The organism is Rhodococcus sp. ACS1 (genome assembly GCF_002300155.1).
In the GTDB taxonomy this organism is placed as follows: domain Bacteria; phylum Actinomycetota; class Actinomycetes; order Mycobacteriales; family Mycobacteriaceae; genus Rhodococcus_F; species Rhodococcus_F koreensis.
Map to the genome: position 1 here is coordinate 522,594 of NZ_NSDZ01000002.1, position 23,182 is coordinate 545,775.

The window sequence follows — 23,182 nt, forward strand, 5'->3', positions numbered from 1 at the left end:
TGTTCAGTACTGAACTGCGATGTCGGCGCTTAGTGAGCGCCCTCCGCTCAAGTTTGCACTCCGACACCGTCTGGAGTCAATTCGAACTTGAGTCTTGCACGCTCAACCTTGTCGTAAGGCTCAACGGAGGGGTGCGAAGATTTGTTCCCGGGCGCCCAGATCTTGTTTCGGCACCTTGTGTCGGCGCCACCGCCCGGATTTTGTGTCGGCGCCGCCGCCCGGATTTTGTGTCGGCGCCGCCGCCCGGATTTTGTGTCGGCGCCGCCGACGTGGCCCGTGCGCGTCGGCCAACCTACACGCGGCCGCTCGATAGGATCGCAGCGTGACGACACCCGAACAGCCGCCACGCCGGCCGGAACCGCCGCGACCCGTACCGCCGCGTCCGGAGTTCGCGGTCACCCCGCTGCGTGCCGCCCCCACCGATGCCACCCCGAAGGCGGTCGCGGTGTCGCTGTCCGCCTGGGTGGGGTCGTTCGTCGTCCTCGCCGGAATCGCCGGGGCCATCGCGCTCGACCTCGGCGCCGTCCGCGACGCCCTCGAGGCGTCGGTCGCCGCGGACAATCCCGGAGACTCGGCGACGGACATCACCGACACGGTGAACCTCACGCTGATCGGCAGCGGCGCCATCGCCGTCGTCCTGATCCTCCTCGGACTACTGGGGATACAACTCCTGCGCGCCCGGAAACCGGCGGGCCGGATCACCCTCGCCGTCGTCGGCGTCCTCAGCGCCGCCGGCGGGGTGGGCCTGTGGACCCTGCTGTCCGACGCCGGGGACGCGACCGCCGGAGTGCTGCAGTGGGCGCCGCTCGCCTACAGCGCCCTCGTCGCGGTGGGAGTGCTCGCCCTGTTCGCTCCCGGCGTGTCTCCGTGGCTGCGCCGGAGCCGCTGAGACTCTCACTCGGCACTCGTCGGTGGCCGGGAAAGTGTTCCGGGCACGTTGACGTCCGGTGCGAGTAAGGGAACCGTCAGCGCTCGCCTGGATTCCATCTGCCCGCCGGTGTCGATCTCGGCGGCGGTCGAGGCGTACGCGACCGTGCCGACTCCCACCGTGACGGCGACGAGAACGGGCGACACCATGCCCGCGAGAACGCGGGGCCATCTGCGTCGGCGCGAAGGCCGTGGCGCCGGCCTTGGAGAGTCGAGGTTCATACCGAGAATCCTTCGCGGCGGCCGCTTTCCGCACATCCAGGAAGGCACCCAACTTGGACCCCGAGAAAAACCCTGAGAAGACCTTGCTAATTGAGGACCGTTTCTGACCTCAATCGCTTCTATCGTTCTTCTCATGACCACTTCGCAGAAGTCCCCCGTCACCGGTGAGCGCGCCGACCTCCTCCAGATCCTGCAGGAGCAGCGATCCACCCTGTTGATCACCGTCCGCGGCATCGACGACGAACAGGCACGGCAGCGCTCGACCGTCAGCGACCTGACGCTCGGCGGACTGATCAAGCACGTGTCCCACACGGAAAAGCACTGGGTCGAAACCATTCTCGAACCCGACGAGAACGCGGAGTTCGACATGGAGTGGGCCATGGAGAAGTACTACATGCGGGACGACGAAACCCTCGAGGGACTGCTGGCCGAGTACGCCGAGGTGGCCCGCGCGACGGAGGCCGCCGTGGCCGGCCTCGACGACCTGGATGTGCTCATCCCCCTTCCCACCGCACCCTGGGCACCCGAGCGGCAGTGGTGGACGATCCGCCGCACCCTGCTGCACATCATCCGGGAGACCGCCCACCACTCCGGTCACGCCGACATCATCCGGGAATCCCTCGACGGCGGAAACACCACGATGCAGATGGGCGCCGACGCGGGCATGGAGTTCTGACCCACCCGCGGCACAGACGAAAACACCTCACCGGCTTCGGGTTCCGGTGAGGTGTTTCTCGTCCTGTGGCGGGTTCGGGTGTTGACTGACGTCCTGCGGTTCAACGTTTCGCCGACTGGTGAGAACTATGGTGCCCCGGTGCGTGGGCACCGGCTACCACCCCCAGGGTGAATGTTGCCCACCTGGTTCTGCGGCTACGCCTCCGCCGTGACGGAGAGCACGACCACGTCGTCGGGGAAGGACGCGGGTGTCTGCAGACCCACGACGGCGAGGGCTCGTCCCGTCATCGACACGCCGGGAACCTCGCTGCCCGCGGACAGTCCGTCGGCTCGTCCGCCGCCGGGCGGGGTGGTGACGGTCGGCTGATGCTTCGGTGGCACGTTGAACCACGCGGGCGGTTTCAGGCCCTCGTCCGGTTCACCGGCGAAGACGGGACGCACCCGGTAGCGTCGGTCCGGGTCGAGCCCGGGCAACGTGAACCGGCCCCGCGGCGACACGTCGGACCGCCCCACGTACGCGAGGAAGAACAGTGCCTCCGCCCGGTCGTCCGCGACCGCACCGTAGACCAGCAGGGTGGGGTCGATCTCGTCGGCGCGCACCATCGTTCCCGTGTGCAGCAGTTCCCGCTGCCGCTTGTACAGGTCGATCCACACGGCGAGCTGTGCGTTCTCGTTTTCGGTGGCGGTTGCGAGATCCCACTCGATCCCGAGATGCCCGTACAGCGCCGTCCCCGCCCGGAACGACAGTCGGTGGTACCGGCCCGTCGTGTGAGAGATGCCCGACGCGATGTGCGAACCGAGCAGCTCGGGCGGAAGCAGCTGCATCGTCCACCGGTTCATCTGCTGGCGTTCGAGCGGATCGATGCAGTCCGAGACCCAGACGCGGTCGGTGCGCTCGAGGATGCCGAGGTCCACCCGCGCGCCACCCGACGAGCAGGATTCGATCTCCAGTCCGGGGAACCGGCGCTTCAGCTCGTCCATCAGCCGGTACGTCGCGAGGGTCTGATCGTGGACGCCGGCGCGCCCGTGCGGAGCGGTGCCCGCGTCGATCAGGTCTCGGTTGTGGTCCCATTTGATGTAGGCGATGTCGTACTCGCCGAGAATCGCGGACATCCGCTCCAGGATGTGGTCGTACGCCTCGGGGATCCCCAGATTGAGCACCTGCTGGTTCCGGGACGGCACCGGCGTGCGCCCGCCGGTCGCCATGATCCACTCGGGATGCTCCCGCGCGAGGTCGGAATCGAGGTTGATCATCTCCGGCTCGAACCACAGGCCGAACTCCATGCCGAGCGAACGCACATGATCGATGATCGGGTGCAGACCGTCCGGCCACACCGTCTCGTCGACGTGCCAGTCCCCCAGCCCCGCCAGATCGTTGCGCCGGTACCGGAACCAGCCGTCGTCGAGCACGTAACGCTCGACGCCGAGCTTCGCCGCTCGATCCGCCAGGTCTTTCAACCGGGCCAGGTCGTGGTCGAAGTAGACGGCCTCCCACACGTTGATCGTCACCGGGCGCGCGCGCCGCGGGTGCGTGGGCCGCGACCGGAGGTAGTCGTGGAAGCGATGCGCCTGGGCGTCGAGTCCGTCGCCGTACGCGCCGTAGATCCAGGGCGTTTCGTAGCTTTCGCCGTCCGACAGCCGAATCTCGCCCGGCAGGAGCAGTTCTCCGCCGCCGATCACCTGGAAACCGGTGAAGAGACGTTCGGCGTAGTGCCGGTGGTTGCCGCTGAACGCGACGTGGGCGCCCCACACCTCGCCGCTGCCGAAACCGAAACCGGGCACGCCGACGGACAGCACCGTCGCGGCGTCCGGGCCGGTGCGTCCCTTCCGCCCCTCGCGCTCGTGGATCCCGACGGTCAGTTCGCTGCGCTGCGGGGTCCGTTCCTTCCCCCACCGGCCTGCGAAGTCGAGGATCTCGCGGGCCTGCGGCGGGACCGGGAACGCGAGCTGGAGGTCGTCGAGGACGTAGAACGAGCTGCCGGTGTTGGTGACCTCGGCGCGCGCCCGCAGGAGGCCGCTCGGCAGCAGTTCGATGTCGAGGACCAGACCGAGATCGGCCACCCGGTCGTGTGCGGCGACCCGGACCTCACCGGCACCGACTGCGACGAGTCCGGACCGGTGCTCGGCCCCGTCGACAGTCAGCGTGGTGGTCGTGAACAGCGGCGACCAGTCGGTGCCGTCTCGGTGGCCCGCGATCCCGGGTTTGCCCACCCACCCGGTGTGGTGTTCGGGGAGTATCGACAGCCGCACCGGGAGGTCGACCACGTTGCCCGCTGGGGGCTCGATGTTCGCCTGCGCCAGGGCCTCGACGTCGGCGAGGTTCAGATCGCCGAGCGCCGCACCCCAGTGCACGATCGCCGGCAACCTGCCGCCGGTGAGGTCGAGCACGACGGACACGCCGCCGGCGGTGAGGTGGATGTACGCGTGCGGTGGGACTGTCGCATTCACTTGTTGGCTCCCATCGTCAGTCCGGAAACGAAATGCCGCTGCAGCGCGACGAATACGAGCACCGTCGGCAACGCGACGAGGACCGATCCGGCGGCGAGCAGGTTGGTGTCGGTGAAGAAGCTGCCCTGCAGATTCTGCAGCGCGGTGGTGACCGGCAGCTTGTCGCCGCTGACCATCAGCGCCAGCGCCCAGAAAAAGTCATTGTAAATCCAAGTGATCATGAGCGTCGCGAGCGCGGCCAGCGCCGGACGGCACAGTGGGAGCACCACCTGCCAGTACTGGCGGAACAGTCCGGCGCCGTCGACCGTCGCCGCCTCGAGCAGTTCCGGCGGGACCGTCTTCATGTAATTGCTCAGCACGAACACGCAGAACCCGGTCTGGAACGCGACGTGCACGAGGATCAGTCCCCAGTAGCTGTCGTAGAGCGAGCCCGACGAACTCATCCAGTACGGCAACGGAATCGCGTTGTACAGGCGGAACAGCGGGGTCAGCAGCGTCTGCTGCGGCAGCAGATTGCCCGCGATGAACACCGCCAGCATGATCACGTTGAACTTCCACGGGAACCGGGCGAGCACGAACGCCACCATCGACCCGATGAACAGGATCAGCAGCACCGCCGGGATGGTGATGATCATCGAGTTGAGGAAGTAGTGCGGGATTCCGCCGACCTCCCACGACTCGGTGTAGTTGCTCAGCGTGAATCCGCCGACGGACAGGTAGCCGTGGGTGAGGACGTAGTCGTAGTCGCGGAACGAGTTGTAGAGCGCCCAGAGCAGCGGGAAGATCCACAGCAACGCGAGCGCGGTGAGCAGGAGGTACATCGCCGCGTGCGCGGCACTGAGCCGGCGCCGGTTGGCCACCGCGGCCTTGTTGCGGGGCCCGCTCCGATCGGCGGGCGCACTGCGGTCGGCGAGGGGTGTCGTCATGGTCATCAGTCGTCGCTCCGCATCACGATCCAGAGATAGAGGGCTATGAACACCAGCGAGATCACGAGCATGATCGTCGCCAGGGCCGAACCGAATCCGACGCGGCCCGCTTCTCCCACGACGTTGGCGGTGACGAGGGCGGAGATCAGTTCGAGTCCGTTGCGGCCCTTGTTGATCACCCACACGAGGTCGAAGGCGCGCAGTGCCTCGATGACGGTGATGACGATGATCAGCAGGTTGGTGGGTTTCATCAGGGGGAACACGATCCGGAAGAACGTGCGGATCGGCCCGGCACCGTCCATGAGGGCGGCTTCGCGCACCGACGGGTCGATGGCCTTGAGACCCGCCAAGTACAACAGCATGATGTAGCCGGTGTGCCGCCAGCTCGCGGCGACCATGACGGCCCAGATGTTGACATCGGGGTTGCCGAGCCAGTCGACGTCCGTGCCGAGGATGGTGTTGAGCACGCCGCCGTCGGTGGAGTAGATCAACTGCCACACGAACCCGACGAGGGCCATCGACAGCACCACGGGGATGTAGAAGATGCTCTGGTACAGCCGGCTTCCCTTCAGGCCCCGGTCGAGCAGCACGGCGAGGAAGATGCCGAGGATCGTCGGGAAGACGAAGAGGAACGCCAGCCAGAGGACGTTGTTGTGGAGGGCCTGCTGGAACGGTGGGTACGCCTGGACGGCGTCGACGTAGTTCTGCGGGCCGATCCACTCGATGGTCGATGTGCCGCCGATGCCGTCCCAGCGGGCGAACGACAGGATCACCGTGAAGACGGTGGGAATCCACACCAGCCCGATCACGATTGCGGCGGGCAGCCCGAGCATGACGGCGATGGTCCACCGGTCGCCGCGGCTGCGTCGGATCTTCGGGGCCGGGATCCGGGGTTCGGTTCCGGCCTGGGGAGGAACTGTGCTGGTCATGAATTCACCTGACCTGTCGGGACCGTGATGGTGGTCGTTGTCTTCTCGTGTGCGCTCATTGCCCGAACACCGCCGCCTTCTGCCGCTCGATGCTGCGGACCAGGCCGTCGACGTCGTTCGGGTTGCCGAGGAACTGCTGCATCGCGGGGATCATCACGACGGACGCGAAGTCGGGGCGGGTGTCCCGGTCGAGGAACTGGGTGATGGACCCCGCACCCTGGACGAGGGCGGCCGACTTCTGCACGAGGGGAGGGAAACTCGACAGGTCGGCGTCGCGGTGCGCCGGGATCGCCTGGGGATCCTGTTTCGCGTACGCGACGGCGGCGTCGGCGTTCGTGAGGAAGGAGAGGAACTGCTGCGCGCCGCCGAGGTTGCGCGGGTCCTTGCGCATCATGAATCCGTCCATGGGCGCCTCGACCGCCGACGTGCCGACGGCGGAGTCGAGTTCGGGGAAAGCGAAGAAGTCCAGGTCCTCCCGGTCGGGCCCCGCGGGGAAGCTCTGCGCGACGAACATGCCGGCCACCAGCATCCCGACTTCCTTGTTGAGGAGCGCCTGTTGCGCCTCGGACATCTTGCGGCCCAGCGGTTGCGGCTGGTGGAACGGGAGGATCTCACGCCAGGTGTCGAACACCGACCGGACGCGGTTGTCGGTCCAGCTCACGTCGCCGGCGAGCAGGGAGCGGTGGAAGTCGACGCCGTTGAGGCGCAGATCGAGGTAGTCGAACGTGCCGAACGGCGGCCAGCCGTCGCGGACCCCGAATCCGATCGGGGTGAGCCCGTCCGACTGCATGCGTTTCGACAGGGCCACCCATTCGTCGAACGTCTTCGGCGGCGCGTAGCCGCGCTGCTGCCAAAGACTGGGACGGTAGAACACGGCCCACGGGTAGTAGAAGAACGGGACCAGATACTGCCTGCCGTCGGTTCCGGTGGACGCCTCGCGGAAACTGTCGCTGAAACCGCTGCCGTGCGCTTGCCACACCGAGCTGACGTCGTCGACGAGACCCTTGTCGGCGAAGTACTTCATCCGGTATCCCGACATCCAGGTGAAGACGTCGTCCGGGGTGCCCTGCAGGTAGTTGTTGACATTCTCCTGGAACGAGGTGGAGTCGACGGAGTTGATCCGCACGGCGGCGCCGGACTGCTGCTGAAACATCCCGACGACGTCCTGCACGCCGAGTTTGGCGTTCTTGTCCGACAGCCGCGATCCGAGGGTGATCACGTGGGGGTCTACGCCGCCCGTGCACCCGGACAGCAGGCCCGCCGTCGACAGGGCGCCCGCGGCGCCGAGCGCGGCCTTGAGAAAGGTGCGCCGGGAGGGTTGCCACGGGTGCGGCAGCTCGTTTCGGTTCATGGTGCCCTTTTCGCTCGAGTAGCGGGGTGGGGCGGAGTCGCTCACCATCTGATCGAAATCGAACAACTTCGATCACATTTCGTTGGTGTCGCCTCACGCCGTTACGTGATGCACGTTACAAAATCACGCCGCGCTGCGCATTGTCAACCGGATGGAAGTGCTTTCACCTGCGGAAGTGCAAAAATGTTCATTCGTGTTGACTTTTGAGCATCGATCGGACAGATTGTGAGCATGCACACAGCGATCGATTCCCGCGGACGGCACCTGCGGTGGCCGACCCGGGGCATTTCCTTCGGCGGTGACTACAACCCCGAACAGTGGCCGGAAGAGGTCTGGCAGCGCGACGTCGAACTCATGCGCGAGGCTTGTGTCGACTTCGTGACCGTCGGCGTCTTCTCCTGGGCCCGGCTGCAGCCCACCCCCGACACGTGGGATTTCGGCTGGCTCGACCGCGTCCTCGACCTCCTGCACGACGGCGGCGTCCGCGTCGACCTGGCCACCGCCACCGCGTCCCCACCCCCCTGGCTCACGGCGGCGCATCCCGAGGTCCGGCCCGTGGACGAACGCGGTTACCGGTACGAGATCGGCAGCAGGCAGACGTGGAGCCCGAGTTCCCCGATCTACCGCGACCACTCCCTCACCCTCGTCGAGAAGATGGCCGTCCGCTACGGCGGCCACCCGGCACTCGCCCTCTGGCACGTGTCCAACGAACTCGGCTGCCACAACTCGCGCTGCTACTCCCCCGACAGCGCGCGGGCGTTCCGGCGGTGGCTGCAACGTCGCTACGGCGACCTCACCGAACTCAACCGGGCGTGGGGCACGACGTTCTGGAGCCAGCACTACAGCGCGTGGGACGAAGTGGTGCCGCCCGCCGCGAGCACGACGTTCGGCAACCCCACCCATCTGCTGGACTGGCGCCGCTTCTGCTCCGACGCCCTCCTCGACCAGTACCTCGCGGAGCGGGAGGTGTTGCGGCGCATCACGCCCGACGTCCCGGTGACGACGAACTTCATGGTGGGCATGGGCTCGCCGCAGTCCCTCGCCGGCGACATGAACTACGCGCAGTGGGCGCCGGAACAGGACCTGGTCTCCACCGACCACTATCTGGTCGGACCCGCGACCGGTGACGGCGCCGCCCACCACCGGCTGTCGTTCGCCGCCGACCTCACCCGCGGCATTGCCGGCTCACAGCCCTGGCTGCTGATGGAGCATTCGACGAGCGCCGTCAACTGGCAGCCGGTCAACCGGGCGAAGACGCCCGGCGAGATGCTGCGCAACTCCCTCGCCCACGTGGCTCGCGGCGCGGACGGTGTCGCGTTCTTCCAGTTCCGCGCGTCGCAGGCCGGAGCCGAGAAATTCCACTCAGCCCTCGTGCCGCACGCGGGAACCGACTCCGCCCGGTGGCGTGGAGTCGTCCAGCTCGGTGCCGTCCTGCGCCGGCTCGAACCGGTCGCCGGCAGCCGCGTCGAGGCCCCGGTCGGCATTCTGTTCGACTGGGAGTCGCAGTGGGCATGCGAGCAGGACGGGCACCCGTCGCGGTTGATGCAGCCGATGACGATCGCCGAGCAGATGCACCGCGCGTTCGCCGGGGTGACCTGCGACGTCGTCCCCTCGGACGCCGACCTCGGCCGGTACTCGGTTCTGGTCGTGCCCGCGATGTACCTGTGCAGCGACGAGGAGGCGGACCGCATCTCGGCGGCGGCCCGCGCAGGCGCGCAGGTTCTGGTGACGGCATTCTCCGGGATCGCGGACCGTGACGACCACGTCCGGCTCGGCGGCTACCCGGGGGCGTTCGGAGACCTGCTCGGCGTCCGGACCGAGGAGTTCTTTCCGCTCGGCGCCGACGAGACCGTCGCCCTCGACGACGGCACGACGGCCCGCGTCTGGACCGAATACCTCACGGTCGCCGAGGACGTGGACGTCCTCGCCCGCCACACCGAGGGACACCTGCAGGGCGTGCCCGCAGTGACCCGGCGTCCCGTCGGCGACGGTGCCGCCTGGTATCTCGCGACCGTTCCCGACATGCGGGGCCTGGAGCGGCTCGCCGAGACGATCTGCGCCACAGCCGGTCTCGACCTGCATGCAGGGCAGCACTCCGACGTCGAGATCGTGCGCAGGCGGGGCGAGAACGGGTCGTGGCTGTTCGTCCTCAACCACACGAACGAGAAGGTGACCGTCGACGTGTCCGGCACCGACCTCGTGACCGAACGGGTGGTCGACGGACCGCTCACGCTGGAACCGGGCAACTGTGCTGTGATTCGCGAAGACAGCGCCGGCATCGGCGCCCCGACACGGAAGGCGGACGCATGATGCTCGCACGTCAGCGCCAGCAGGTGATCCTCGACGAGGTCACCGCGCACGGCGCGGTGAAGGTCGTCGACCTCGGCGCGACGCTCGGGGTCTCCGACATGACCATCCGCCGCGACATCAACGAACTCGTCGAGCAGGGTCTCGTCGAGCGGGTGCACGGCGGGGTGACGCTGCCGCGCTCGGCGAGCGTCCACGAACCGGGGTTCTCGGCGAAGTCCGAACTCGACCGTGAAGCCAAGCGGGCCATCGCCCGCGCCGCGGCCCGGCTGGTGCGGCCGGGCACGTCGGTGGGCATCTCCGGCGGCACCACGACGCACGCCCTCGCCCGCGAACTCCTCGACGTCCCCGACATCACCGTCGTCACCAATTCGCTGCCCGTCGCCGACGCCTTCCACGAGGGCGGCCGCGACGACCAGACCATCCTCCTCACCGGAGGTCAGCGCACCCCGTCGTTCGCCCTCGTCGGACCGCTCACGGTCGCCGCCCTGCGCGGCATCCACGTGGACATGCTGTTCCTCGGCACGCACGGCATGGGGATCGACTCGGGGCTGACCTGCCCCAATCTGATGGAAGCCCAGACCAATCAGGCGCTCGTCGCGTCTTCGCGCCGCGTCGTGGTGCTCGCCGACCACACGAAGTGGGGGGTGACCGCGCTGGCGAACACGATCCCACTGTCCGACGTCGACATCCTCATCACCGACGCCGGGCTCGAGCGCGCCGCCCAGGAAGCCCTCGCCGACCACGTCGGCGATCTCGTGGTGACACGGGAGAACCGGGAAGGACTTGACGATGACCGTGCGTGACGAACAGGAGGCGCGGGAGGCCCCCGCGCGGGTCCGGATGCGCAAGACCCGGACAACTCTCGCGGACGGCCGCGAACTCCTCTACTTCGACGACTCCGAGCCGTACGTGTCGGGCGGCGCCACGCGAGAACTGGTGGATTCACGTCCGCTGCCGCCCGCGGTGTCGCAGTCGCAGATGCGTTTCGACGTGCTCACCGGGGAATGGGTGGTCATCGCCGCCCAGCGGATGGACCGCACGTTTCTGCCGCCGCCGGACGCGTCACCACTCGCCCCCAGCATGCCGGGCAAGGCGCCCACCGAGATTCCGGCCGACGACTACGACGTGGTGGTGTTCGAGAACCGCTTCCCCTCGCTCGCGACGGCCGCCGCGAACCAGGACCTCCCCGACTGTGTCGACGGCGAAGCGCTGTGGCCGCTGGCACCGGGAGCGGGCAGGTGCGAGGTGGTCTGCTTCACCAGCAACCCGGATGCCGCGTTCTCCACGCTGAGTGTCGACCGGGTCCGCACCGTCGTCGACGTCTGGGCCGACCGCACCGCCGAACTGTCGGCGCTGCCCGGGGTGCGTCAGGTGTTCTGCTTCGAGAACCGGGGCAAGGAAATCGGTGTCACCCTCACCCATCCGCACGGTCAGATCTACGCCTACCCGTATCTGCCGCCGCGCACGGACGCGCTGATCCGGCGCTCCCGCGAGCACTTCGAGAGCACCGGGCGGCTGCTGCTCGCCGACGTCCTCGACGCCGAAACACGCTCCGGCAGGAGGGTGGTCCTGGCCGGCGCACACTGGACCGCGTACGTTCCCGCCGCCTCCCGGTGGCCGCTGGAGGTGCACCTCGCACCCCACCGCGACGTCCGTGACCTCACCGAACTGACCGACGGCGAACGCGACGAACTCGCGCAGGTGTATCTCGAGCTGCTGCGGCGGGTCGACCGCTTCTTCGAGGGCGTCGACGCCGTGCCCTACATCGCCGCGTGGCATCAGGCGCCCGTCGGCGAGGACCGCCTGCTCGGACGGCTTCACCTCCAGCTGTTCTCGATGATGCGGTCGCCCGGCCGGATGAAGTACCTGGCGGGATCCGAGTCCGGGATGGGGGCGTGGGTCAACGACACCACCCCCGAGCGCATCGCCGACCGGCTGCGGGAGGTGGCGTCGTGAGTGCGGCGCAGTGGGTCGAACCCGTCGACGTCCACGCGGTCACCGGCACCGCGGAGGCGTTGTTCCGCAGCACGTTCGGCGGCGACGCGGACGGTGTCTGGGCGGCACCCGGCCGCGTCAACCTCATCGGCGAGCACGTCGACTACGCCGGCGGGCTGGTCCTGCCGTTCGCCCTCCCCTACGTCACCGTCGTCGCCGTCCGCGTGCGGGACGACGGGATCCTGCACGCCGTGTCGACACACACCGGCGAGTCCTGGCAGGGCCCGCTCGCCGACGTCGCGCCGGGCCACCCGTCCGGCTGGTCCGCGTACGTCGCCGGGGTGGTGTGGGCGCTGCGCCGGTCCGGACATCTCACGGCGAAAACGGGTTTCGATGTGGCGGTGCATTCGACGGTCCCCGTCGGCTCCGGGCTGTCGAGTTCTGCCGCGCTCGAGTGCGCGTTCGCGCTCGCCGTCGCCGACCTCGCCGGACTGCCCACGGACGAGTCCGGCCGCCGGCCGCTGATCGACGCGTCCATCCGCGCGGAGAACGAGATCGCCGGCGCCTCCACCGGCGGCATGGACCAGTCGGTCGCGATGCTCGCCCGCCCCGGCCACGCCCTGCTCCTCGACTGCCGGGACGGCGCGAGCAGGCACGTCCCGCTCGACTTCGACGCCGCGGGTGCCCGGCTGGTGGTCATCGACACCAACGCGCCGCACCGGCTGGTCGACGGCCAGTACGGCAACCGGCGCGCCACCATCGAGAAGGCCTGCGCCGACCTCGGCGTCGCCACCCTGCGCGACGTCGCCGACGCCGACGCGGCCGTCGCGGCGCTGAGTTCCCCGGCAGCGCAGCGGGCCCGGCACGTGCTCGGCGAGATCCGCCGCGTCTACGAGGTCGCCGATCTGCTCGACCGCGGCCGGATCGCCGACATCGGCGACGCACTGAACCGCTCCCACGCCTCGTTACGCGACGACTACGAGGTCAGCTCCGTCGAACTCGACTCCGCCGTCGACGCCGCCCGCGAGGCCGGCGCCTGGGGCGCCCGGATGACCGGCGGCGGCTTCGGCGGCTCCGCGATCGCCCTCGTGCCCACCGACCGGGTCGACGCCGTCGTCGAGAACGTCGCCCGACGCGCCGACACCGCGTCCCTGCCCACACCGCAGTTCCTGCACGCCGAGCCGTCGGGTTCGGCACACCGACTCTGAGATCCCCTTCCACGACCAGGAGAACACCATGGCACGAGTCACGTACGACGCAGCCACCAAGATGTACCCCGGTTCCGATGTGCCGGCGGTCGATTCGCTGAACCTCGACATCGAGGACGGCGAATTCCTCGTCCTCGTCGGCCCGTCCGGGTGCGGCAAGTCGACGTCGCTGCGGATGCTCGCCGGCCTCGAGGACGTCGACTACGGCGCCATCCGCATCGGCGAACGCGACGTCACCGCCCTCGCCCCGAAGGAACGGGACATCGCGATGGTGTTCCAGAACTACGCCCTGTACCCCCACATGACGGTCGCGAAGAACATGGGATTCGCCCTCGAGATCGCCGGCATGGACAAGGCCGAGATCGGCCGCCGCGTCGAGGAGGCCGCCAAGATCCTCGATCTCGGCGACTACCTGAACCGCAAACCGAAGGCACTGTCCGGCGGGCAGCGACAGCGAGTCGCGATGGGCCGGGCGATCGTCCGCAACCCGCAGGTGTTCCTCATGGACGAGCCGCTGAGCAACCTCGACGCGAAACTCCGGGTGCAGACCCGTACCCAGATCTCACTGTTGCAGCGCCGACTGGCCACCACCACCGTGTACGTCACCCACGACCAGGTGGAGGCCATGACCATGGGCGACCGCGTCGCCGTCATGAAGGCGGGCGTCCTGCAGCAGTGCGCGAGCCCGAAGACGTTGTACGAGAAGCCGGTCAACAGCTTCGTCGCCGGGTTCATCGGATCACCGGCCATGAATCTGTTCGAGGTCGACGTCGTGCACGGCGACGCCCGGATCGGTTCGCTGTCGACGCCGATCGAGCGGTCGGTGCTGGGCGCCCTGGACACCGGGCGGGTCGTCGTCGGCGTCCGCCCGGAGGCGTGGACCGTGTCCGATCAGGGCACCGCGGTGAAGGTCGACGTGGTGGAGGAACTCGGCGCGGACGCCTACATCTACGGACGCCTCGTTCGCGACGGTGACCTCGGCGGACACGACATCGTCGCCCGGGTCAGCGACTCCGCCTCCCCGGCCAAGGGCGACGTGATCCGGCTGGCACCGGACCCGGCCCGCCTGCACTTCTTCTCGCCCACCACCGGCGCCCGGCTCGGCGACTGACCGGGGGGAAACAGTGAAACTTCTCGTCACCGGCGGTGCCGGTTACGTCGGCAGCGTCTGCGCGCAGCGACTGCTCGAGTGCGGCCACACGGTCGTGATCGTCGACGACCTGTCGACCGGCAATGCCGACGCGGTCCCGGCGGGGGCGGAGTTCGTCGAGGACGACGTCGCGATCGCAGCCCACCGCGTTCTCGGCGCCGGGGATGTCGACGGCGTGTTGCATTTCGCCGCCCGCTCACTCGTCGGCGAATCGGTGGAGACCCCGGAAACGTACTGGCAGGCCAACGTCGTCAAGACGCTGACGCTGCTGGAGGCGATGCGTTCCTCCGGCACCGGCCGGCTGGTGTTCTCCTCCACCGCGGCGACGTACGGCTCGCCGGATTCCGTGCCGATCACCGAGGACGCACCGACCCGGCCGACCAACCCGTACGGTGCCACCAAACTGGCGATCGACCACGCGATCACGTCGTACGCGCACGCCCACGGGCTGGCGGCGTGCAGCCTCCGGTACTTCAACGTCGCGGGCGCGTACGCCGGTCTCGGCGAGAACCGTCGCGTGGAGACCCACCTGATCCCGCTGGTGCTGCAGGTCGCGGCCGGGGACCGCGACGAGATCTCGGTGTTCGGCACCGACTGGCCCACCCCCGACGGCACCGCCGTCCGCGACTACATCCACATCCGCGACCTGGCCGAGGCGCACGTCCTCGCGCTCGAATCCGCCCAGCCCGGAACGCACCGGATCTACAACCTCGGCACCGGCACCGGGTTCAGTGTGCGGGAGGTGATCTCGTCCTGCGAACGCGTGACGGGCCGAACCATCGCCACCCGGGACGCCCCGCGCCGCGCCGGCGATCCGGCGGTGCTCGTCGCGTCGGGTGCCCGTGTGCAGGCCGAACTGGGCTGGCGGCCGAGCTACACGGACCTCGATGCGATCGTGGCCGATGCGTGGACGTATCTGCAGTCGCTGGGGGCGCGGGAACGCTACCGTGGTTCCGTGCGGTCGTGACCGGTCGCCGCGAGAAGGAGGCTGCTGTGGACGTCGACGATTCCACGAGGCAGGGCCGGATCGTGGAGGTCCTCGTCGAGGCCTTCGCCGGTCTGATGGAGGCGGACCCGAGCGCGTTTCGCACGAAGTTCCGGAAGATGGCCGCCGATCCGTTCGCCTTCTACCGGGGCAGCGCCTGCCTCTTCTACGACGATCTGCGTGACTTCGACGATCCGTGGGCGGACGAGCGCACCGGCCGCGTGTGGATTCACGGCGATCTGCACCTGGAGAATTTCGGCACGTACATGAATTCGGAGGGCACCCTCGTCTTCGACGTCAACGATTTCGACGAGGCGTACGTGGGGCCGTTCAGCTGGGATCTTCGCCGGTTCGTCGCGAGTCTCGCACTGATGGGCTGGCAGAAGGCCCTCCCCGAGAGTGATGTCCGGGCACTCGCCGACACCTATCTGCGCAGTTACGTCGCGCACGTCCTGCAGTACGTGCAACGGGAGGCGGACGAGGCGTACGCACTGCGCCTGGACAATTCGCGCGGCGCAATCCAGGATCTGCTGCTGAGCGCGCGCCTCGCCACCCGGGTGGACCTGCTCGAATCCGTCACGGTGATCGAGGACTACGACCGGCGTTTCCGGCGGGGCCGCGGAGTCCGCGAACTCGACGAGGACGAACGCACGACCGTGTGCGAGGCGCTCGAGACGTACATCGAGAGGGTGCCCCGCAGCAAACGATCCGCGCGACCGGTGTTCTACCGGGTCAAGGACGTGGTCGGGCGGAAAGGTTTCGGGATCGGCAGCGCCGGCCTCCCGGCGTACAACGTGCTCATCGAAGGGGCGACGCAGGCGCTCGAGAACGACATCGTGCTGTCCCTCAAGCAGGGCAACGTCGCCGCGCCCAGCCGCGTCGTCGACGAACCCCGTGTCCGCGACTACTTCGAGCACGAAGGCCACCGCACGGTGGTGAGTCAGCGGGCTCTGCAGGTCCACACCGATCCGCTGCTCGGCTACACCGAGATCGGTGACACCGGTTTCGTGGTCGCCGAACTCTCCCCGTACGAACTGGACCTCGACTGGTCCGACCTCACCGAACCGGAGGACATCGTGCCGGTGCTCGAGGACCTCGGCCGGGCGACGGCGAAGGTGCACTGCGTCTCCGACGAAGACAGCGATCAGACCCTGGTCACGTTCCAGACCGAGGACGCGATCCAGAACGTCGTCGACGGCAGGCTGGACGAGTTCGTCGGCGAGATCATCGACTTCGGCATCGCGTACGCCGAGGTGAGCCGCAAGGACCACCAGCTGTTCGTGGACGCGTTCCGGGAGGGTGAGATCGCGGGCGTGTCCGCGACCTGACCCGCCTACAGGCGGACCGTGTTCAGTTCCTCCAGAACACCTTCCGCGCTGCGGGCGGCGACGGTGCAGGCCCTCGCCGTGAACTGGTCGAGCAACGGGTGCCGTGCGCGTTCGCGCCACTTCCGTACCGCGGCGAGTGCCCGCATCCGCTGCAACTCCACGGAGTCGTCGCCGTCGGTGCCCAGCCGTTCCGGGATCTGGATGCCGAACCCGCCGATCAGGCGCTGCAGTTCGGCCACGTCGTCGGCGGGCAGCCCCACCTCGGTGGAGCGCAGCCGCCCGAGCAGGCGCAGTTCCTGGAAACCGTGCACGTCGGACAGCAGTCGTTCGGCCGATATCAGGATCTCGCCCGCCCCCGGCACCGGATGCGCCGTCAGGACCCGCTTGAGTGCCACCAGCGCCGAGTGGGTCTTCAGCTGATCGGCCCGCTGCCCGAACTGGATGTCGATCACCTGGCGCAGTTCGTCGAGACCGCTGCGTTCCACCAGTTCGGCCGCCAGCGTCGGCGAGTCCTTGGTGCCCAGCCGGATCAGGGTGACGGCCATCCGGATCCCGAAGAGCCCGAAGCGATCCGCCAGCTGGGCCCGCATCCGGGCGTCCACGGGAAGCGGACTGTCCTCACGGGCGAACCGGTCGGCCGACAGCATCGCCAGGTTCAGGTCGTCCACCGGGACCTCGGCGAGATGCTGGAACGCGGTGAACTCGGCCTGACGCATCGTGCGGGCACCGAGCGCCAGCAGACCCGCGACGGGGACGACGGCCTGGCACAGCCCGGTGCGCTCGAGTTCGCCCGCGAACCGGGACGCCACCTCCTTCGCGGACATCATGGCGTCCAGGCGTCCGGCCCCCACCTCGTCGGCCCGCGACACGACCCCGACCACACCGAGCGGTCCCGATTCGTCGCCGACGTGGTCGCCGATCTGACCGAGGAACTGGACGTCGGTCGCGTTGAGGGTGCGCAGCAGGTAGACCACGGCGTCGGCGCCGGACGCCTCGTTGTCCGGGGTGAGCATCTCGAGCGTGCGGGCCGAGACGTCCCGCGACAGCGAGGACGTGCCTGGGGTGTCGATGATCGTGGTGTGCGCCAGCGCGGACGACGGCCACTCCACGTCGAGGCGGTCCACCTGATCGGCGGTGAGATGACCGAGGTCGAACGTGAGATGTCCGTCCCGGCGCAGCACCGGGACGTTCGCCGAACGCTGACCGCCGGTGCCCGGGTCCGGCTGGTACCAGGCCGTCACGGTCGGCGTCGACCCGCTGCGATACCAGGTGACGACGCGGGTGCACTCGGTCGCGTCGGTGGGCGCGATGTCCTGCCCCACCAGGGAATTGAGCAGAGTGGACTTGCCGGCCTTCAGCGAACCGGCCAGGGCCACCCGCAGCGGTTGTTCCAGTCGCCGGGCGCATTCGGTCAGCTGATCCCGGATCTCGGGGCGGCCGGCGTACAACTGCCGGGCCGAGGCGATGAGTGCCCGGGCTTCCTGGAGCGGAGCGGCGGTCATGCCGTGACCGCTCCCACATCGCCTGCGACGAGTTGCGCGGCCTGCTGTTTCAGCTCGGAGGCGACGTGCAGATCCTTCTCGAGTTGCGCGATGCGGCGGGTCCGCTCGGTGGACTCGAGGTTCGCCGCCTCCTGCGCGGCCCGCAGCGACTCGTTGATCGACCGCAGCGCCTGCTCGGCGATCGCGGTGAAGTGGTCGCGCAGCAACCGTTGGATCGACCGGAGCCGATCCTTCGACTCCTTGCCCACCTGGAAGCTGGCGTCGTCCGCGAACCGGCGGATCGCGGTCTTCGCCTCCGCCCGCCGCTTCAGGATCCGGCTCTCCCGGTCTTCCCGGTATGCCTTGGTGCCCAGCAGGACTCCCGCGCCGATCGAGATCGGATTGACCAGGGCCATCCCCATCATGGTGGTGATCAGACCGAACATGAGGACGCCGCCGTAGGAGCCGCGCATCCCGACGAGGACCTTCTGCGTGATGCCGATGCGTCCGGCCTCGAGGTCGGCGAGCGACGCCACCGGTTCGAGGACGCCGTCCACGTTCGCGACGTCCAGGTGCGGCAGTTCGACGGCACCCGTCTCCGCGAAGTGCTGCGCCACCACCTCGGCCAGCCACAGCGCGCGGTCGTGGGCCCAGACGAAGTTGTCGCCGATCGCGGTGGCGAATTCCTGCTCGAGCCACTGGCCCAGCGCGTCCCAGTCCTTGCCGGGATCGCCCTCGTCCACCGTCTCCTCCGCCTCCCGGGTGACGCGGCGCAACCGGTCCCGGAGGTCGTGGTCGATGTCCGCGGCCAGGTCGGCGATGCCGTCGCCGAGCGTCTGCTGCCACAGCGACGTCTTCTTGTGCAGTTCCTCGGCGGCCGCCTTCGCCTTCTGCAGTTCCGCGACCGCGGCGACGCCCTTCGCCGGATCACGCAGGGCGGCAAGCTCACTGCCGATCCCCAGGGTCAGATGCTCGGCGGCGGAGGACACGTCCAGCGACACGGCCCGGCGGGTATTCGCCTCCGCACGCGCCACCACCCGGTCGCGCAGGAACGCGTACAGCTCGACGAAACCGGATTCGGTGTTGAGTTCCTCGTCCTGCAGTCGCAGCGCGTGCGAACGCAGCACCGAGGAGATCGGGATCAGGGGAACGTCCAGACCTGCGCGCGCGAGATGCCCGCGATCCGCCTCGACGATCTCGCGCCAGTGCGGGTACAGGTCGGTCTTGCTGATCAGGCAGGCCACCGACGGGCACAGGCTCGTGACCTGGCGGATGAAACCGAGCTCCGGCTCGGTGAATTCCTGGCTGGCGTCCGACAGGACGAACACGGCGTCCGACGCCGGAATCAGTCCGAGCGTGCTCGCGGCGTGCGGGTTGCCTGCACCGCCCACCCCGGGGGTGTCGACGAGGACCAGCCCGTCGGCGAGCAGCGGGCTCGGGACGTTCACCTCGACGCGCAGCACCTCCCGGCCCCCGGCGCGGGGTGAGGCCGGGGTGATGCCGTTCAGCTCGTCGAGTGGCAGCGGCACCCGGATCGGGTCGGCGCCCGGATCGGCGAGGACCAGCTCCACCGACGCCGTCTCCGCGTTCTGGACGACGGTGGGGATCGCCGTGGTCTCGTCGTCGCCCACCGAGCACACGGTGAGATTGAGAAGCGAATTCACGAACTGGCTCTTGCCCTGCTTCAGCGGCCCGACCACCACGATCCGCATCCGCGGATCCTGCACCCGGCCCCGGGCGGAATCCAGGCGCTGGGCCAGGTCGCCGCGACCGAACCGCTTCGCCACGTCCAGGGCCTGCTCGAGCAGCGCCGTCATCGACTGGGATCGGGCTGGACTCTTCTCGGCGGCTGCACTGTCCATGAGCTTCGTTGACCCGCAATTCTTCCGACCTCGTGCGGGCACCTGTTCGGTGCCCCGACACCCGACTGTGAAACAGCCCCGCACGCATAACGCGTCCGGGGCTGATTTCGTTACATCGTACGGCGGTCCCGGCCGCCCCGTCTGGGGGATGCCGGAACCGCCGGCTCATCACGGCTCGAGGTGATCGACCACGCCCGTGACGTCGTGCGAGAGGTCCACCGAGGAGTCGGTGTCACCGAACAGCGAACCGTCGGTGTCGGCGTGCAGGCCCGAGTCGGCGCCGAACGCGTTGTCCGCGTCGATCGACGACCAGGTGTCGGCCCCGGTGTCGACGGCACCGCCCAGGGTGGATCCGAGGCCGCCGGCGATCGAACCGGTGGTGTCGACGACGGCGCCGCCGACCGCTCCGAGGTCCGCGGAACCGTCCGCGGCGGCGGAACCGCCTGCGGAAGCGCCACCCGCGACCGATCCACCGGCGGACGCTGCGCCGTCGAGGGCGCCGCCCACTGCCGCTCCGCCGTCGACCGCTCCACCGACGGCACCGTCGAGGGCGCCGCCGACCGAGGTGCCGAGCGATCCGAGACCGCCCACGCCACCGGACAGTCCGGCGCCGAGATCGGCGGCCGCGTCGGTGGTGGCGTCCAGGCCCCCGGTCAGACCTGCGGTGGCGTCGACGGCGCTGTCCACGCTGCCTTCCAGTCCGCCGGCCACGTCACCGCCGATTCCGGCAGCGGCGTCCACGGTGCCGCCGAGGTTCGCGTCCAGGCTCGCACCGGCGTCGGCGACCGCGCCGACCGAGGCGCCTGCCTCACCGACCGCATCGACGGCACCGCCGACGCTGCCGGTCAGTGCGGAGCCGAGGCCCGCACCGGTGTCGAAGATTCCACCCAGACCACCGGTGAGGCCGCTGGTCAGACCGGCGCCCAGGCCACCGGCCGTGTCCAGTCCGCCGACCAGGTTGGTTCCGAGGCTGCCGCCCAGGTCTGCGCCGGCGTCGGCAACCGCACCGACTCCCGCCGCGACACCGGCACCGATGCCGGCCGCTGCGTCCGCGCCGCCCGCCACACCGCCGCCGACGGCGCCGCCCACGTTGCCCGTGACGTCAGTGCCCACGTCGAGCAGCCCGCCCAGCGCGCCGTCGATGCCGCTCGTCAGGCCACCCGCGAGACCGGTGCCCGCGTCGAGCGCACCGTCCAGGGCGCCGCCAACACCGGCCGCGGCGTCGAGTCCGAGGTCGGCGTCCAGAGCGGAGTCGAGATCGAGCCCGCCACCGGCCTCCAGTGCCGTCTCCAGTGCGGAACCGAGGGTCGCGCTGAGGCCGCCGTCCGCGCCGAGGACGCCGCCGAGAGCGGTGCCCAGCGTGCTGCCGATGCTTCCCTCCGCGCCGAGGACGCTGTCGAGGTCGAGGGCGCCGCCGGTCTCGAGCGCACCGCCGAGCACACCGCCGAGGGCCGCGCCGAGATCGGCGCCCGCGGCGCCGCCGGCACCGAACGCACCGCCGAGCAGACCACCCAGGTCGGTCGCCCCGCCGAGGTCGACTCCGCCGTCCGCGCCGAGCACCGCGTCGAGCGCCGCGCCGAGGCCCGCGGTGGCGTCACCGTCGACTCCGAGCACTCCGCCGAGCGCGCTGCTGATCGTGGTTCCCAGATCGGCACCGGTGTCGAGGACGCCGCCCAGCCCGAGACCGCTCTCCAGTGCGCCGCCCAGGACCGTGCCCAGGTTCGCGCCTGCGTCGCCGCCCAGACCGAGGGCACCGCTCAGTGCCGTGGTCAGCTCGGAAGTCAGTTCTCCGCCGAGGCCGAGGTCGCCGCCCAGGCCGAGGTCCAGTCCGCCGTCCAGCAGGCCGCCCAGGTCGATGCCCGTCACGCCGCCGGCACCGAGCGCGGCGTCGAGAGTGCTGCCCAGTTGGGTGGCCAGGCCACCGTCCAGGCCGAGGGCGCCGCCGAGGACCGTGCCGAGTGCGGCGTCCAGTCCCAGTCCGCTGCCGAGTGCACCGGACAGTGCGCCGCCGAGGCCGCCGTCCAGATCGAGGGCGCCGCCGAGCAGACCGCCCAGGGCTCCACCGAGGTCACCGCTGACGTCGCCGCCGGCGCCGAGGACGCCGCCGAGGATGCCGCTCAGCGCGCCACCGAGGCCGCCGTCGGCACCGAGCACGGCACCGAGGTCGAGTCCGCCGCCGGCACCGAGCACCGCGTCCAGTGCGGTACCCAGACCGGCCGTGAGGTCGCCGCCGACTCCGAGTTCACCGCCGAGCAGCCCGCTCAGGGCACCGCCGAGGCTGCCGCCCGCACCGAGGATCGCGTCGAGGTCCAGTCCGCCGCCCAGGTCGGCGATCGAACCGAGCGTCGCGCCGAGGGCGCCACCGAGGTCTGCACCGAGGTCACCGCCCGCACCGAGGACACCGCCGAGCGCGCCACCGAGGACCGCGCCGAGGTCGGTGCCGAGGACTCCGCCGAGCGAACCGGCGACGTCGCCGAGCAGGTCACCGCCGAGCAGGCCTTCGAGGGTCGCGCCCAATCCGCCGCCGGCGCCGATCGCCGCGTCGAGGGCGCCGCCCAGCGTGCCACCGAGACCGGCGTCCACACCGAGCACGCTGCCGAGGGTCGTTCCGAGCACGCCACCGAGGTCGAGGCCGGCACCGACTCCGGTGAGGATGTCGCCGTCCACGCTGCCACCGAGGTCGACGACGCTGGCGAGGGCGGCACCGAGAGCCGCACCCAGCTCGGCGCCCAGGTCGCCGCCGATCGACAGGGCCGGCGCGAGGATCCCGGTGAGACCACCGGCGACGTTGACCACCGGCAGGGCCGTGATCGCCGCGGTGAGGGTGGTGGCGAGCTGCGCGGTCAGGTCGGCGCCCAGCCCGAGCGCTCCTCCGAGGGCTCCGCTGATCGTGGCGCCGAGGTCGAGTGCACTGCCGAGGTCGACGCCACCGGTGAGAGACAGTGCCGCGTCGAGGGCCGCACCCAGCGCGGCACCGAGCTGTGCACCGATCTCGCCGCCGATCTCCAGTGCGGCACCGAGCGCGGCGCTCAGGCCGGCCGCCAGTTCCGCGGCGAAGTCGAAGTCGCCGCCCAGGCCGGCACCCAGGCCGAGGCCCGCGCCGGCTCCGAGACCGACCGCACCGCCGAGGCCGCCGCCGAGACCGAGGCCGGCGCCCAGGCCGCCACCGAGACCGCCGCCGACACCTGCGCCGATACCGCCGGCGACGTCACCGGCGACGTCGGCACCGGCGTTGACGATCGCTGCCAGGTCGGCCCCGCTGCCCGCGAACAGTCCCGACTCCGCGACCAGCGGAGCGACGGAGACGATGTCCGCGTGGCTCACACCCTGCAGACCGGCAGCGCACAGCGCGTCGGTCGGGTTGGCGCAGTAGGCCGCCGCAGCCTGCTCGTCGCGAAGAAGGCCGAGGATGAAGTCGAGGACGGCGTTGGTAGCCATGGCAATC

The 23,182-nt window shown here is 69.7% G+C and carries 17 protein-coding genes; 9 read left to right on the forward strand and 8 right to left on the reverse strand.

Annotation, left to right across the window (positions count from 1 at the left end; all coding sequences use genetic code 11):
- Positions 1-322: 322 nt before the first annotated feature.
- Positions 323-889 carry a hypothetical protein gene (locus CJ179_RS09765; protein ID WP_072937402.1) on the forward strand — a complete coding sequence of 189 codons (567 nt, stop codon included), beginning with the start codon at positions 323-325 and terminating at the stop codon, positions 887-889.
- A gap of 5 nt (positions 890-894) precedes the next feature.
- Here the strand turns inward: CJ179_RS09765 and CJ179_RS52645 are convergent, their stop codons facing one another.
- On the reverse strand, positions 895-1,077 hold the full coding sequence (locus tag CJ179_RS52645; protein ID WP_241031513.1) for a hypothetical protein: 183 nt from the start codon (positions 1,075-1,077) through the stop codon (positions 895-897).
- 205 nt (positions 1,078-1,282) lie between these two features.
- Between CJ179_RS52645 and CJ179_RS09775 the strand changes: the two genes are divergently transcribed.
- Entirely contained in the window at positions 1,283-1,825 is a 543-nt protein-coding gene (locus tag CJ179_RS09775; protein ID WP_072937403.1) for a DinB family protein, read from the forward strand.
- Between the two features lie 194 nt (positions 1,826-2,019).
- Here CJ179_RS09775 and CJ179_RS09780 read toward each other — a convergent pair whose 3' ends face one another.
- From CJ179_RS09780 to CJ179_RS09795, 4 genes are read right to left on the reverse strand one after another with little or no spacing between them, the layout of a single operon-like run.
- Positions 2,020-4,272, reverse strand: a complete 2,253-nt coding sequence (locus tag CJ179_RS09780; RefSeq protein WP_095861293.1) for an alpha-galactosidase — start codon at positions 4,270-4,272, stop codon at positions 2,020-2,022.
- Entirely contained in the window at positions 4,269-5,204 is a 936-nt protein-coding gene (locus tag CJ179_RS09785; RefSeq protein WP_095861294.1) for a carbohydrate ABC transporter permease, read from the reverse strand. Before CJ179_RS09785 ends, CJ179_RS09780 begins: the two co-directional genes overlap by 4 nt.
- Positions 5,204-6,127 (reverse strand): carbohydrate ABC transporter permease, encoded by a 924-nt coding sequence (locus CJ179_RS09790; RefSeq protein ID WP_005238326.1) that lies wholly within the window; start codon positions 6,125-6,127, stop codon positions 5,204-5,206. The genes CJ179_RS09785 and CJ179_RS09790 overlap by 1 nt, the downstream gene beginning before the upstream one ends.
- Before the next feature lie 55 nt (positions 6,128-6,182).
- Positions 6,183-7,478 (reverse strand): ABC transporter substrate-binding protein, encoded by a 1,296-nt coding sequence (locus CJ179_RS09795; RefSeq protein ID WP_095861440.1) that lies wholly within the window; start codon positions 7,476-7,478, stop codon positions 6,183-6,185.
- Positions 7,479-7,709: 231 nt separating this feature from the next.
- Between CJ179_RS09795 and CJ179_RS09800 the strand changes: the two genes are divergently transcribed.
- The 7 genes from CJ179_RS09800 to CJ179_RS09830 are packed head-to-tail and all read left to right on the forward strand — an operon-like array spanning position 7,710 to position 16,394.
- A complete protein-coding gene (locus CJ179_RS09800; RefSeq protein ID WP_095861295.1) occupies positions 7,710-9,788 on the forward strand; it encodes a beta-galactosidase in 2,079 nt (692 codons plus the stop codon).
- On the forward strand, positions 9,785-10,591 hold the full coding sequence (locus CJ179_RS09805; RefSeq protein ID WP_095861296.1) for a DeoR/GlpR family DNA-binding transcription regulator: 807 nt from the start codon (positions 9,785-9,787) through the stop codon (positions 10,589-10,591). The genes CJ179_RS09800 and CJ179_RS09805 overlap by 4 nt, the downstream gene beginning before the upstream one ends.
- Positions 10,578-11,744, forward strand: a complete 1,167-nt coding sequence (gene galT / locus CJ179_RS09810) for a galactose-1-phosphate uridylyltransferase (RefSeq protein WP_095861297.1) — start codon at positions 10,578-10,580, stop codon at positions 11,742-11,744. Before CJ179_RS09805 ends, galT begins: the two co-directional genes overlap by 14 nt.
- The gene (galK, locus tag CJ179_RS09815; RefSeq protein WP_095861298.1) at positions 11,741-12,931 is read left to right on the forward strand and encodes a galactokinase; all 1,191 of its coding nucleotides are present in this window, start codon (positions 11,741-11,743) and stop codon (positions 12,929-12,931) included. The genes galT and galK overlap by 4 nt, the downstream gene beginning before the upstream one ends.
- Positions 12,932-12,959: 28 nt before the next feature.
- Positions 12,960-14,042 (forward strand): ABC transporter ATP-binding protein, encoded by a 1,083-nt coding sequence (locus CJ179_RS09820; RefSeq protein ID WP_095861299.1) that lies wholly within the window; start codon positions 12,960-12,962, stop codon positions 14,040-14,042.
- A 13-nt stretch (positions 14,043-14,055) separates the two neighbouring features.
- Entirely contained in the window at positions 14,056-15,048 is a 993-nt protein-coding gene (gene galE / locus CJ179_RS09825; protein ID WP_095861300.1) for a UDP-glucose 4-epimerase GalE, read from the forward strand.
- A gap of 26 nt (positions 15,049-15,074) precedes the next feature.
- Positions 15,075-16,394, forward strand: coding sequence for a DUF2252 domain-containing protein (locus CJ179_RS09830; protein ID WP_072937412.1), 1,320 nt, complete (start codon positions 15,075-15,077; stop codon positions 16,392-16,394).
- Positions 16,395-16,399: 5 nt separating this feature from the next.
- Here the strand turns inward: CJ179_RS09830 and CJ179_RS09835 are convergent, their stop codons facing one another.
- From CJ179_RS09835 to CJ179_RS09845, 3 genes are all read right to left on the reverse strand, one after another.
- Positions 16,400-17,896 carry a dynamin family protein gene (locus tag CJ179_RS09835; RefSeq protein ID WP_072937413.1) on the reverse strand — a complete coding sequence of 499 codons (1,497 nt, stop codon included), beginning with the start codon at positions 17,894-17,896 and terminating at the stop codon, positions 16,400-16,402.
- The gene (locus tag CJ179_RS09840; protein WP_095861301.1) at positions 17,893-19,737 is read right to left on the reverse strand and encodes a dynamin family protein; all 1,845 of its coding nucleotides are present in this window, start codon (positions 19,735-19,737) and stop codon (positions 17,893-17,895) included. The genes CJ179_RS09835 and CJ179_RS09840 overlap by 4 nt, the downstream gene beginning before the upstream one ends.
- 168 nt (positions 19,738-19,905) lie before the next feature.
- Positions 19,906-23,175: an IniB N-terminal domain-containing protein gene (locus CJ179_RS09845; RefSeq protein ID WP_095861302.1), complete on the reverse strand. Its 3,270-nt coding sequence runs from the start codon at positions 23,173-23,175 to the stop codon at positions 19,906-19,908.
- Positions 23,176-23,182 lie beyond the last annotated feature (7 nt).